Annotated in this window: 12 protein-coding genes; 7 read left to right on the forward strand and 5 right to left on the reverse strand. The window is 34.3% G+C overall.

The annotated features are described in order from the left end of the window. The first annotated feature begins 53 nt into the window (after positions 1-53). Together JE46_RS05910 and pbpC are read left to right on the forward strand one after the other, a co-directional pair. On the forward strand, positions 54-644 hold the full coding sequence (locus tag JE46_RS05910; protein WP_035136430.1) for a transposase: 591 nt from the start codon (positions 54-56) through the stop codon (positions 642-644). Positions 645-712: 68 nt separating this feature from the next. Then, the gene (gene pbpC, locus JE46_RS05915) at positions 713-3,088 is read left to right on the forward strand and encodes a penicillin-binding protein 1C (protein ID WP_031454339.1); all 2,376 of its coding nucleotides are present in this window, start codon (positions 713-715) and stop codon (positions 3,086-3,088) included. Positions 3,089-3,470: 382 nt separating this feature from the next. Here the strand turns inward: pbpC and JE46_RS05920 are convergent, their stop codons facing one another. Together JE46_RS05920 and JE46_RS05925 are read right to left on the reverse strand one after the other, a co-directional pair. After that, a complete protein-coding gene (locus JE46_RS05920; RefSeq protein ID WP_031454340.1) occupies positions 3,471-5,015 on the reverse strand; it encodes an Rne/Rng family ribonuclease in 1,545 nt (514 codons plus the stop codon). Between the two features lie 397 nt (positions 5,016-5,412). Beyond that, positions 5,413-5,715 carry an HU family DNA-binding protein gene (locus JE46_RS05925; protein ID WP_255347995.1) on the reverse strand — a complete coding sequence of 101 codons (303 nt, stop codon included), beginning with the start codon at positions 5,713-5,715 and terminating at the stop codon, positions 5,413-5,415. A 129-nt stretch (positions 5,716-5,844) separates the two neighbouring features. Here JE46_RS05925 and mutY point away from each other — a divergent pair, with 129 nt between their 5' ends. Genes mutY through gldD form a run of 4 tightly spaced genes read left to right on the forward strand, consistent with a single transcriptional unit; the run spans position 5,845 to position 9,248 of the window. After that, positions 5,845-6,891, forward strand: coding sequence for an A/G-specific adenine glycosylase (mutY, locus tag JE46_RS05930; RefSeq protein ID WP_031454341.1), 1,047 nt, complete (start codon positions 5,845-5,847; stop codon positions 6,889-6,891). Positions 6,892-6,928: 37 nt separating this feature from the next. Continuing rightward, entirely contained in the window at positions 6,929-7,369 is a 441-nt protein-coding gene (locus tag JE46_RS05935; protein ID WP_031454342.1) for a single-stranded DNA-binding protein, read from the forward strand. 24 nt (positions 7,370-7,393) lie between these two features. Further along, positions 7,394-8,686, forward strand: a complete 1,293-nt coding sequence (locus JE46_RS05940) for a gliding motility-associated protein GldE (RefSeq protein ID WP_031454343.1) — start codon at positions 7,394-7,396, stop codon at positions 8,684-8,686. A gap of 1 nt (position 8,687) precedes the next feature. Beyond that, complete coding sequence (gene gldD, locus JE46_RS05945) at positions 8,688-9,248, forward strand: gliding motility lipoprotein GldD (RefSeq protein WP_031454344.1); 561 nt, start codon at positions 8,688-8,690, stop codon at positions 9,246-9,248. A gap of 61 nt (positions 9,249-9,309) precedes the next feature. Here gldD and JE46_RS05950 read toward each other — a convergent pair whose 3' ends face one another. Together JE46_RS05950 and JE46_RS05955 are read right to left on the reverse strand one after the other, a co-directional pair. Further along, complete coding sequence (locus JE46_RS05950) at positions 9,310-9,771, reverse strand: VOC family protein (protein WP_031454345.1); 462 nt, start codon at positions 9,769-9,771, stop codon at positions 9,310-9,312. A 165-nt stretch (positions 9,772-9,936) separates the two neighbouring features. Continuing rightward, positions 9,937-10,317: a heavy-metal-associated domain-containing protein gene (locus JE46_RS05955; RefSeq protein WP_031454346.1), complete on the reverse strand. Its 381-nt coding sequence runs from the start codon at positions 10,315-10,317 to the stop codon at positions 9,937-9,939. Positions 10,318-10,417: 100 nt separating this feature from the next. Here JE46_RS05955 and JE46_RS05960 point away from each other — a divergent pair, with 100 nt between their 5' ends. After that, positions 10,418-11,284 (forward strand): DMT family transporter, encoded by an 867-nt coding sequence (locus tag JE46_RS05960; RefSeq protein ID WP_031454347.1) that lies wholly within the window; start codon positions 10,418-10,420, stop codon positions 11,282-11,284. A 188-nt stretch (positions 11,285-11,472) separates the two neighbouring features. Here the strand turns inward: JE46_RS05960 and JE46_RS05965 are convergent, their stop codons facing one another. Beyond that, complete coding sequence (locus tag JE46_RS05965; RefSeq protein ID WP_031454348.1) at positions 11,473-13,521, reverse strand: insulinase family protein; 2,049 nt, start codon at positions 13,519-13,521, stop codon at positions 11,473-11,475. Positions 13,522-13,523: the final 2 nt, after the last annotated feature.

A 13,523-nucleotide genomic window follows, 5' to 3' on the forward strand; every position in this document is an offset into this window, starting at 1 on the left:
ATAAGATACCTAACAGGTTTTATAAACCTGTTAGGATAATAAAAAATAACAGTGTGGAAAAAGATGTTTTTGAGGCTGGTCAATATTACCATGTTTATAATCGGGGAAATAATAATGAGAATATTTTTGTTGAAGAGAAGAATTACAACTACTTTTTAGAAAAAGTCAAAAAATATATTTTGCCAATTGCTGATGTTTACGGTTATTGTTTGCTCAAAAATCATTTTCATATTGTTTTAAGAATAAAAGACAAAATTGATCTGCCAGAAAAATTTAAAGAAAAAATACATTTGCCATTTTCAAATTTATTCAATTCTTATTCTAAAAGTATAAACAAGGCTTATGATAGAACTGGAAGTCTGTTTCAGGAACATTTGCAGAGAAATAAAATTGAAAACGAAGCGTATTTGAAGCAGTTAATCTTGTATATTCATTTGAATCCTGTTAAGCATAAATTTTCTAAAGATTTTCAATCGTACAAACATTCATCCTATCGTTCTTATTTATCGAATAAACAAAGTAGTATTGATCGGGAGTTTATTGTGGGATTGTTTGAAGATTTAGAAAATTTTATATTATGCCATGATGAAAAAAGGTTAGTTTATGAAGGAGTACTTAATGATGTAAACTTACTTGACCAATAGAAAATTGTATTCCGTTATCCTAACAGGTTTCTAAAACCTGTTAGGATACTAAAAACTTTCGAATTACTTTGAAAAATAAATTAATAGCGTTTTCACAACGCATTATAAATTGGATAAAAAAGAATAAAATAAAATCGGCAATTGCATTTGTGCTTTTGCTGATTTATTATTTCTCCATACCCCGAACATTATTTCAGGAACCCTATTCAACGGTAATTGAAAGCAAAGAAGGAGAACTGCTTGGCGCGAAAATAGCCGATGACGGGCAATGGCGTTTTCCTGCCCAAGACAGCGTACCTGATAAATTCAAAAAATGTATTGTCTATTTTGAAGATGAATATTTCTATAAACATCCTGGATTTAATCCCGTGGCGATGGTAAATGCCATTAGGCAGAATAAAAAGGCAGGGAAAGTGGTTCGAGGAGGAAGTACGTTGACACAGCAGGTTATTCGATTGTCCAGAAAAGGCAAAGGAAGAACTTATTTTGAAAAAATCATTGAAATTATTCTTTCTACAAGACTTGAATTGGGGTATTCTAAAAATGAAATTTTAGAAATGTACGCAGCACACGCGCCTTTTGGAGGAAATGTCGTTGGCTTAGAAATGGCTTCCTGGCGCTATTTTGGAGTACAATCGAATCAATTGTCGTGGGCGGAGAATGCGACATTGGCAGTTTTACCCAATGCGCCAAGCTTAATTTATCCGGGAAAGAATCAAATAAAGTTATTGAATAAGCGCAATAGGCTTTTATTGAAATTGCATCATGAAGGAATAATCGATAAGCAGACTTATGAACTTTCTGTAGAAGAGCCATTACCGCAAAAACCTTATGATTTACCTCAGATTGCACCTCATTTGTTACAGCGCGTGGCAAAAAATGAAGAAGGAACCCGAGTAAAAACTACGATTGATTATGCTTTACAGAATAGAGTCAATCAGATAGCGAAATATTATTACAACCAGTACAAACAGAATGAAGTAAACAATCTGGCGATTTTGGTAATTGATGTTTCGAATCGAAATGTAATGAGTTATGTTGGAAATGCTCCAACAGATAATAATCATCAAAAAGATGTAGATATTATTGATGCTCCCAGAAGCACCGGAAGTATTTTGAAACCGCTTTTGTATGCGGGAATGTTAGATGACGGCGAATTACTGCCAAATACTTTAGTGGCTGATGTACCAACGCAAATTGCAGGATATACACCTCAGAATTTTAATCTCACATTTGATGGAGCTGTTCCCGCACATCGGGCTTTGTCGCGATCATTGAATATTCCGGCTGTTTTGATGCTGCAGGATTTTGGCGTGAATAAATTTTATGAAGAATTGCAGAAATTTAAATTAAGGGATATTAATAAAACACCGGATCACTATGGATTATCACTTATTTTGGGCGGTGCAGAAAGTAATTTATGGGATTTATGCCGAACTTATGCAGGTTTGTCTTCGACAGTGAATTATTATACTAAAAATCAAGCAAAGTACAGAACAAAAGAATTTGCAGAACTGAATTATAAAAATGATTTTGAACCCGATTTTGGTTCAGAAACGGATCAAAAAAATATAATGGGCGCAGGAGCCATTTGGCTGACTTATAACGCAATGGAAGAAGTGAACCGGCCGGAAGGCGATGAAGCGTGGAAATTTTATGACAGTTCGTTGAAAATTGCCTGGAAAACCGGAACAAGTTTTGGAAACAGAGATGCGTGGGCGATTGGAACAAATTCAAAATACGTAGTTGGGATTTGGGTTGGAAATGCAACAGGAGAGGGAAGGCCAACTCTAACAGGGGTTACAAGTGCAGCACCTATTTTATTTGACGTTTTTAATTTATTGCCAAGGCAAAAGTGGTTTGAAACGCCTTATAAAGATTTAGAAAATGTTGCCGTTTGCCGTTTAAGCGGGTATTTAGCCAAAGAAGATTGTCCGAAAATCAAACAATGGGTTTCTAAAAGAGGAAAATCGACTGCTATTTGTCCGTATCATAAAAGAGTTCATTTAGATAAATCGCAGCGATTTCAGGTGAATAGCAGTTGTGAAAGTGTTGATGATATCGTGACTAAAAGCTGGTTTGTTTTGCCTCCGGTCATGGCCTGGTATTATAAAAGTCAGCATATTGAATATTTGCCTTTACCTCCGTTTAAGGAAGGCTGTGAAGGAATTCAATCTAAAACAATGGATTTTATTTACCCGAAAACAAATAGTAAAATTTATTTAACGAAGAATTTTAACAGCGAAGTACAGCCGGTAATTTTGAAAGTAGCATATTCTGAAAGAGATAAAGAATTGTTTTGGTACGTGGACGATGTTTATAAAGCAACGACAAAAACGTTTCATGAACTGCCTATCAATCCAACTTCGGGAGTGCATTATATTACGGTTGTGGATGCTTTTGGGAATGAAATTAGAAGGAGAATAGAAATTGTGAGGGAATAAATTTTTAAAATTCCAATTCCAAAACTGCTGAATAAATTCCAAATTCCAATTTTTAGAAATAATATATTGTTTGTCACGCTGAGCGGAGTCGAAGCCATTTTGTACCGGAAAGCCTTCGACTCCGCTCAGGATGACATTATGATTTATTAGAATATTTTTGATATAAAATCATCTTATGAAAATGAGAGCCCTAGCCCAGATAGGAGCGGTATCCTTTTTCTGGCTCCTTTAGCCAGGAAAAGATACAAGTGGATAGCTGGAAATAGCTCCTAATAAAACAACTTCCAATTTTAAAAACCCAAGTTCCAAATTTTGAATACGAGATTTACTCGCAATGACACATAAAAAAACCGCCAATCTTTCGAGAGGCGGTTTTTGTTTTTTATTCTGAAATAACATTTCCTTTTTTATCGTAGAAATGATATTCTAAGTACGTGTAAGCGTCACGAGGTATGATTTTCACCCATTTCTTATGCTCAAAAAACCATTTTGAACGTAAGGATGGAAAACCTTTACTGAGGTAAGCAGCCACAAACGGATGTACATTAAGCACAACATTTTTGTGGGTTTTTAAAAGTCGGTCTAAATCCAGTGCGATTTTATCAATGATTAAAATTGGCGCTTCAATTTCGCCATTTTCATTGTTTGGATCTTCTTCTCTGGTTTTAATATTAACTTCCGGTCTTACGCGCTGTCTTGTAATCTGGACTAAACCAAATTTACTTGGCGGTAATATTTTATGTTTTGCTTTATCGTCGCTCATTTCTTCTCGCAAGAAGTCGAACAAAACTTTCCTGTTTTCAGGATTAGACATATCGATAAAATCAACTACGATTATTCCGCCCATATCACGCAGACGAAGTTGTCTGGCGATTTCAGCGGCAGCAATCATATTTACTTCCATGGCGGTATCTTCCTGATTGGTCGCCTTATTAGAACGGTTTCCGCTGTTTACGTCTATAACGTGAAGAGCTTCAGTATGTTCTATGATAAGATAAGCTCCTTTGCTCATCGAAACCGTTCTTCCAAATGAAGTTTTGATTTGTCTCTCTATATTGTATTTCTCAAAAATCGGAGTGTCGTTTGATTGATAAAACTTCACAATTGATTGTTTTGAAGGTGCAATCTCTTGCAGGTAATCCTTCGTTTGATGGTACAACTCTTCATCATCTATTTGGATACCACTAAAAGTATCATTAAAAACATCTCTTAATATTGAAGAAGCCCTGTTAAGTTCTCCTAATACTTTGGATGGATGATGAGCAGTTGGTAATTTTTTACACATTGCAGTCCATCTGCCAAGCAGGTTCTGCAAATCTTTTTCTAATTCGGCTGTATTTTTGCCTTCGGCTACTGTGCGAACAATAACACCAAATCCTTTAGGTTTGATCGATAATACAAGTTTTTTTAGACGATCCTTTTCCTTTTTGTCTTCTATTTTTTGTGAAATAGAAACACGGTCAGAAAACGGAACGAGAACGATAAATCTTCCTGCCAATGAAAGCTCAGCGCTTATTCTTGGACCTTTGGTAGATATAGGTTCTTTTACAACTTGTACTAAGACAGATTGATTGGCACTTAAAATATCAGTAATGATGCCATCTTTGTCAATCTCTTTTTCAAACTGAAAGGTCTTTAGGGAGAAATCTTTTAATTTACCTGCGCTTACAAGTTTTATGAATTTCAGTAGGGAAGCTAAGTTTGGCCCTAAATCGTGATAATGTAAAAAAGCATCTTTTTCGAAGCCCACATTTACAAAAGCAGCATTAAGTCCGGCAACTGGTTTTCTGATTTTGGCAATAAAAATATCACCAACCTGAAAGTTGCTTGTTTCTTGTTCTTTGTGTAATTCAATTAGTTTTCCATCTTTTAATAAGGCAAAATCTACGGCTTCAGAACCAGACCTAATGATCAATTCTTTATTCACTCTGTAAATTTTTATCCGAACTTATTGGTTGTCGGTTGTTGGTTGTCGGTTGTTGGAAAATCCATCAACTATCAACTGCCAACCATCAACTTTTCAAGCAAGGATGGATTAAACAATATTTTAACAGGTATTGAACCCGGGGAAAAGTTAGATTTTAGAAAATTAGATTTTTAGATTTAAAGAAAATTTCTTTTGTCTAACTGATCTAAGTAGTCTAAGATGTCTGCTTTTCAATTTCAATGAACGGTTTAAAAAGAAAAAAGTAGTTTAAAACTACTTTTTCTTTTTGTGACGGTTAGCTCTCGCTCTTTTTTTTCTTTTGTGAGTAGCTACCTTATGTCTCTTTCTTTTTTTACCACTTGGCATATCGTGTCGATTTTATGATTAATTAATAGTATTATTTTGCTTCGTTGTTTGTTTTAACTCCTTCTACAAAAACTTTTGCAGGTTTAAAAGCAGGAATATTGTGTGCAGGAATTTTGATTGTGGTATTTTTAGAAATGTTTCTTCCTGTTTTTTCAGCTCTGGTCTTTACGATGAAACTTCCGAAACCTCTTAGGTAAACATTGTCACCAGTTTCTAATGAAGTTTTAACTTCTTCCATAAAAGTTTCTACTGTTGCCTGAACATCTCCTTTTTCAAGACCTAGTTTCTCTGAAATCTTTGCTACGATATCTGCTTTCGTCATTTTCTTTCCTATTTTTATTTTATAAATGATGTACTATTTTTTTGAGTTTGCAAATATAGGAATTAAAAAAATAATTAATCAAGCTAATTCGTTAAATTTTAATTACATAAACATTTACTTTTGCATTCTAAGTATTTTGCAATGAAATTTCATAACCTGTTGATAAAATGGTATTTACAAAACAAACGTGATTTGCCGTGGCGAAATACTGTCAATCCGTACCATATTTGGCTCTCAGAAATTATGCTGCAACAGACAAGAGTCGCTCAGGGAATGCCTTATTTTTTTTCTTTTACAGAGGAATTTCCTACTGTTTTTGATTTAGCTAATGCGGATGAAGAGAAAGTTTTAAAACTTTGGCAGGGGCTAGGATATTATTCCAGGGCAAGAAATTTACATAAAACAGCTCAGTTTATTGCAAATGATTTAAATGGAGTTTTTCCGGCTACTTATCATGATCTTTTAAAATTAAAGGGGGTCGGTGAATATACAGCTGCTGCAATTGCTTCTTTTTCCTATAATGAAGCTGTTCCTGTGGTAGACGGGAATGTATTCAGAGTGCTTTCCCGTTATTTTGATATTGAATCCGATATTGCGTTGCCTGCGACTAAAAAAGAATTTACCACCTTAGCGCATGAATTGATGCCTAAAGATAACCCTGCAATTTTTAATCAGGCAATAATGGAATTTGGTGCCATACAATGCGTTCCTAAAAATCCAAATTGTGGTGTTTGTGTCTTCAACACCAGCTGTCTGGCATTACAAAAGAAGAAGGTGGGAGTTTTACCGGTAAAATCTAAAAAGCTAAAAATTACAAATCGCTTCTTTAATTATCTGATATTAGAGGATATAGAAGGAAATACATTAATTCAAAAGAGGACTGCAAAGGGTATTTGGCATAATTTATATGAATTTCCTTTATTAGAAACAGATGAAATTGTCAGCTTTGATTTTATTACAAAAACTGTTCAGCAGGGTATTTTGTCTTCTTATAAAATTACAGGTATTGAGGCATGTTCTCACGCAACAATTATTCATAAACTTTCACATCAGCATTTGCATATACAGTTCTGGAAAATAAAAGTCAATGACTTTTTGGGTAATGGATTGAAATTTAGTGATTTAAAATCGTTTCCGTTCCCAATTGTTATTTATAATTTTATCGAAAAGGAAGAACTAAATCGTTAAAAAAAATTACCTTTGATACAAACACAAATGTTATATCATGAATGGAACATTAAATAAAGTAATGTTGATAGGCCATTTGGGCGACGATGTTAAAATGCATTATTTTGACGGAGGTAATTGCATAGGCCGATTTCAGTTGGCAACAAATGAAGTATATATCAATAAGACAACAAACGAAAAAATTACTTCTACAGAATGGCATAACTTAGTTGTGCGTAATAAAGCTGCGGAAATTTGCGAAAAATATTTGTCTAAAGGGGATAAAATATATATCGAAGGACGTATAAAATCAAGGCAATGGCAGGCCGAAGACGGAACGATAAAACATACTACCGAAATTCAGGTAACCGAATTTACTTTTTTGACAACCAAAAAAGAAACAGAACACAATAGGCCACATCAGGCTTCAGAATTACCAAAAAACACTAATTTTGAAAATACGAATGAAGGCTTACCTATTAATGATTTGCCTTTTTAATTGTTTAACTAATCTTTTTTTAATTTGGACCCGGAGCCCAGTTTATTTTTTGCGTCTGCCGACACTAATCTGATTATAGGTTTTGTAGGAATATTTATTTTACTTTTTTTATCAGCGATTGTTTCTGGTGCTGAAGTTGCCTTTTTTTCTTTGTCTCAAAAAGAAATTGAAGATGTTTTGCAGGAAAATGATCCGAAGGGAAAAATAATTTCCAATCTTTTAGATAAACCAAAAAAACTCGCAGCAACATTATTAGTAACTAACAATTTTTTGAATATTGGAGTAGTAATCCTGTTTTCATTTATCGGCAGAAATATTTTTGCAGATATCAATTCGGCTTTATTCAAATTTGTTTTAGAAGTAATTCTTGTTACTTTTCTGATTTTGCTTTTCGCAGAAGTTCTTCCTAAAGTTTATGCCAGCCGGAACAATATAAAATTTGCCAAACGTGTCGCTTACCCAATTGCTTTTTTAAATAAATTACTTTCACCTGTAAGTTTGCCAATGCGTGCACTTACGCTATATTTGCACAATAAATTAGGAAAGCAAAAAACAAATTTTTCGGTTGACCAGCTTTCGCAGGCATTAGAACTTACTGATTCTGAAGGAACATCGAGCGAGGAACAAAAAATACTGGAAGGAATTGTTTCTTTTGGAAATACAGATACCAAACAGGTAATGAGTCCCAGGATTGATGTTTTTGCATTGGAAATATCAGAATCTTTTGAAGAAATTTACACAAAGATAATTGAGAAAGGATTTTCAAGAATTCCGGTATATCGTGATAATATTGACCAGATTGAAGGCGTTTTGTTTGTTAAAGATTTATTGCCTCATATTGACAAGGTCGAATTTGACTGGACAGTATTAATCAGAGAGGCCTTTTTTGTTCCTGAGAATAAAAAATTAGACAACCTGCTGAAAGATTTTCAGAGCCTGAAAAGTCATTTGGCGATTGTGGTTGATGAATATGGCGGAACTTCAGGTTTGGTTTCTTTAGAAGATGTAATTGAAGAAATCGTAGGAGATATCAGTGATGAGTTTGATGACGAACACTTGAATTTTTCTCAAATTGATGAAAAGAATTTTCTTTTTGAAGGGAAAATTAACTTAAAGGATTTTTACAGGATTATTGATGTTGATGAAGCCATATTTGAATCACACAAGGGTGAGGCAGAAACGTTAGCAGGTCTTATACTTGAAATTCTGGGCAATTTTCCTAAAAAAGACCAAAAAGTAACGTTTGAAAATTGTGTCTTCGAAATAGAAGCAGTTGATAAAAAACGTATTAAACAAATAAAAGTAACAATAGAATAAGATGTTAAAAAAAGCAATTTGGATAGCAATAATTTTGCTGAGCCTGACTGTTATAAGCTGTAAAGACGATGTATTGCCAAAACCGGCCGGTTTTTTACGTTTGGATTATCCGGTAGCTAAATATGTAAACTTTGAAAACACATGCCCCTTTGCTTTTCAGATGAACGAGGCAGCAGTAATTAAAGGAGAAAAGGAATGTGGTTTTGCAATTACGTATCCAAAGATGAAAGCGACTATTTATCTGACCTATAAACCCGTAAATAATAACATAGAAAAACTGCTGAAAGATGCTCAAAAACTAACTTACGAGCATGTTATTAAGGCAGATGATATATTAGAACAGCCGTATTTAAACCCTGAAAAAAAAGTATACGGAATGTTTTATCAGGTGAATGGAAATGCAGCTACCAACTCACAATTTTATGTGACGGATAGTACTAAGCATTTCATTACCGGATCGGTTTATTTTTATACTAAACCCAATTTTGATTCTATAATGCCTGCAGCGAGTTATATTAAAAATGATATGCAAAGGCTGATGGAAACATTAAAATGGAAATAAAATTAAAAACAAAGGCGTTCAATTTTGAGCGCCTTTTGTTTGAAATATCAGCTATTAATGTTTATTTTTCTGAAAATGCTTCTTTTATGAATTGTTGAAGACCTTCTTCTTCAAGTATTTCAATTGAGAATTCTCCAAAACGTTTTGGAAGCCAAATAATTCTGACTCCACTGGGAGAATTAAGGCTTTCCCGTGATAAAGGCTTTCCGTTTTCGTCCTCTGGCTGAACTCCGTTGGATATCAATTCATCAAATGCAGCTTCAATATCCGGAGTAGAATAGCAGTGGCGATATATCGTTCCTTCGCCTTTGGAGTCTAACAGATTTTTTAAATTTCCTGAAAAAGGCTCTACAAGCATAAATCGTTCCTGGCCAATTTTTACAACAGCATATGTGACATGAAGTTCATCTCTTTCCCATGTAAATTTTTTTGAGATCTCAGCACCAAGTGTTTTTGCGTAATAACTGCAGGCTGATTCAAGGTCATTAACTAAAATATCTATGTGACTAAACTTAATATTCATTCTTTTTATATGTAGTGTAAATTGATGATTTTTTTACCGCTATTCTCAAGAGGATTATGCAGTTAAAATGTAATTGAAATATAATTCAGAAAAAAAAGACAGTAGTAAACCTGAGTTTAATACTGTCTAAAATTGTTTATTATCAGAATTAGATAATCGTCTTAATTACGATTTAAAATTCAAAACTTTATATGTTTTTCCGTCTCCGGTTTCCTGAACAACCTTTGTTAAAGATTCAGTATTTTGAACTGTTTTGTCAAAAGTTACGGTTGCTGTTTTTTTGTCGAAATCAACAGCTGCTTTTTCAACACCGTCAAGATTAGCTAATTCTTCTTCGATAGTTTTGGCACATCCCATCGCACAAGTCATTCCTTCAATTGTAAAACTTGCTGTCTGTACATTTTCTGCAGCGATTGGTTTGTGTTCTTTTGCAGTTTCTGTTTTTTCTCCTTTTGCAACTGCCAGACTTTTGTCTTCTTCTTTTTTACAGCTTACCAATACTAAGCCTGCAACGGCTAACGAGGCTATTATTTTTGCAAATTTCATTATATATAATTTTAGTTTGTCAATATGTTTGTTGCAAAATTAATAAAAAAGCAAAGGTCAGTTCCTAAAATTATTACAAATTTGTAGTAAAATACGATTTATGGATGCAAAACAATTAAAGTGGTTTTATTTATTGCTGCTTTCGCTAATTTGGGGAAGTTCATTTATTCTAATCAAAAAGGGATTAGTAGGTTTAACGGCAATTCAGGTAGGTTCCCTCCGAATCATTTTTGCCGGTTTGTTTCTGCTTGTAGTCGGGTTTTCGAGTTTAAAGAAAATTTCGCTGCGTCAATGGAAATTTGTTGCTCTGACTTCATTCTTTGGAACATTCATTCCTGCATTCTTTTTTGCCATTGCCGAAACTCAGGTTGATAGCTCGATTGTGGCCATTTTGAATTCGCTCACGCCTTTAAATACATTGGTTTTAGGGATTATATTTTTTGGAATTCAGTTTCAAAAACGCCAGGTTTTAGGTGTTTTTATCGGACTGATTGGCTGTTTGTTACTGGTTTTGAATGGCGCATCTAGTAATACAGGACAAAATTATTATTATTTAATTTTGGTAGTAATCGCAACGTTGTGTTATGCTATTAATGTAAATCTGATCAAGAGATATTTATCCGATTTGAATTCGTTGAGCATTACCACAGGAAATTTTGCAGTATTGCTTTTACCTGCTTTAATTATTTTAAGTACAACAGATTTTACACAAAGAATAAATCTGGACGCTACACAGCATTCTGTTTTATTTGTGATCATTTTGGGAGTTTTAGGCACAGGAATCGCCAATGTTTTGTTCTTTAAATTAATACAAATGTCTTCGCCTGTATTTGCAACTTCTGTGACTTATTTGATTCCGATAGTAGCTTTCTTTTGGGGTTTGTTGGATAACGAAATGCTCACTCCAATTCAGTTTTTTGGAGCTTTTGTTATTTTGATTGGAGTTTATTTGTCTGCGAAGAAGTAACTTTTGGTTGTGAAATGTGAAATGTTGTTGTCGTGTAACCCTGAACGAAGTCGAAGGGCGTCCCAATTGGAAAGGGCTTCGACTCTGCTCAGCCTGACAAAATACAAATAACAAAGGCTGTCGTAGTTGACAGCCTTTGTGTTAAAAAGAATCTTAGAATCTCAGTGCCTTAGCAACTCAGAACCTTTTTAAAGAAAATCCTTCTCAGTAACTCCTTCATTGATTTTAATATCAGACATTTTAATATCTAATTCAAAACCTGCATTTTGTATTAAGTTAAAAGGAACTTTTACACCTTTTACTTCTTTGTAATCATTAAAATAGGTTGTTTGTGTAGTCGATTGGCCGCTTTGTTCTTTTATTTTGGTTTCGGCTACTTTTAACCCTGATTTTACATCATAAAAATAAATTGTTTTGCCGTCTTTTATGGAGTATGCGTCATTACTATTTATTTGCTCGATTCCGCTTATGGTTAAATCCGCTCTTTTGCTCAATTGTAACTCTTCAAAAGGAGCTGCATTAGCTTTCATTTCGGCTAAATCTGTGCCTTCTAAATTTTTACGTTGCCCTTGCTGCTCTACATACGCTCCTTTTTCGTTTACAACTTGTTTCATCAAAGCCATACTTCCCATAGAAAGAGAAACCATCATTTTTCCTCTCGAATCTAATTTTGAAACAAAACTTAAAGGACTTGGTGCCTGAGGAATTGTAGTTGTTCCGTTCATGAATAATGTTTTTACCGCAGAAACAGCTTTCTCTCCGCCAATTGCTTTGATATAATTGTCAAAAATGCTTTTTGCGGTAATTCCTGCCGGAGCTTCTTTTTTAGTAACAGGTTTGTCAACAGGATTTCCGTATTTATCAAAATAGGAAATTGGAATTTCAAGTTTTTCTAAACCAGGAAGTACTTCGGATCCTTTACCAACAATTACAATTCTCATATTGTCGATTTGGAAATATTTATTCGATACACGATTAATATCATCAATTGTAACATTGTTGATAGTCTGAATGTATTTTTCGTAGAAGTCAGCCGGAAGTTTTTCTGTTTCAATATTTAGAGCATAACGCGCAACGGTCTGAGGTTTTTCAACCTGCATCACAAAACGTCCGATGTAACCTGCTTTTACATTTTTTAATACGTCTTCCGAAACTTTTTCAGTTCTGATTCGTTTGATTTCCTTTACAAATTCTACTACAGCACTATCGGTAACAGCGTTTCTGACAGCAGAGGAAGCTTTGAATTTGGATACATATTTCCCGCTTCCAATATTTGAGCTCGCACCGTAGGTCCAGGCATGCTGCTCTCGTAGATTCATATTAAGGTAGCTGTTGAAATCGCCTCCTAAAATTTGATTTGCAATTACTGCAGGGAAAAAATCAGGGTCACTCATTTTTAGATTTACAGTATTGACCAATGAAATTTCAGATTGAACTGCGTTTGGAACATCTACGAAATCAATTTCAAGTTTAGAAATGTTCTCAGGATTTGGATAGGTGTTTTTTGGTGCAGTCTGTTTTTTCCATCCGTTAAAAAGTTTTTCTACAGCAGTTTTAGTTTCTTTAAATTTAATGTCTCCAACTATAACTAAGTAAGCATTTTCAGGGACGAAATAAGTATTGTAATTATTCTGAACATCAGCAAGAGTAACATTTTTCAGTGTCTCTTCAGAAACAAATTCTCCTGAAGGATGGTTTTTTCCGAAAGCTAGTAAATCAACAATACGGCCAGCAATAGCGGGAACACTTTTCTCATCCGCTTTTAGGCCTTCCAGCATTTTTGCTTTTTCTTTATCAAATTCATCCTGAGTGAAATTTGGCTGTAAAGCACCTTCTGCCAAAAGTTCTAAGATGCGTCCTGAGTATTTTGAAAGAGCACTTGCAGAAGCTCCCTGTGATGAAAAATTGATGTTTGCTCCGTAAAAGTCAATTTCTTCATTAAACGCTTCTTTGGTTGTTTTTTTTGTACCGTTTCCAATCAGACTGCTGGTTAGTTCATCAACGCCTTTTTTATTTCCTTCGGTAAAAGGAGCGTTGTCCAGTGTAAGATTAAAACTTACTCTTGGTAATTTATGATTTTCAACGACCAAAACTTTCATGCCGTTTGCCAAAACAAAAGTTTGCGGTTTTTTGATGTTGACTACTGGTGAATTTCCTGGTTTGGGTTGTGGACGATCTTGTGCTTGCATAATTCCGGTAAGGAATAAAAGGATTAAAATTGTATGTATTTTTTTCATGA

This window comes from Flavobacterium chungangense LMG 26729 (genome assembly GCF_000735715.2).
GTDB lineage: Bacteria > Bacteroidota > Bacteroidia > Flavobacteriales > Flavobacteriaceae > Flavobacterium > Flavobacterium chungangense.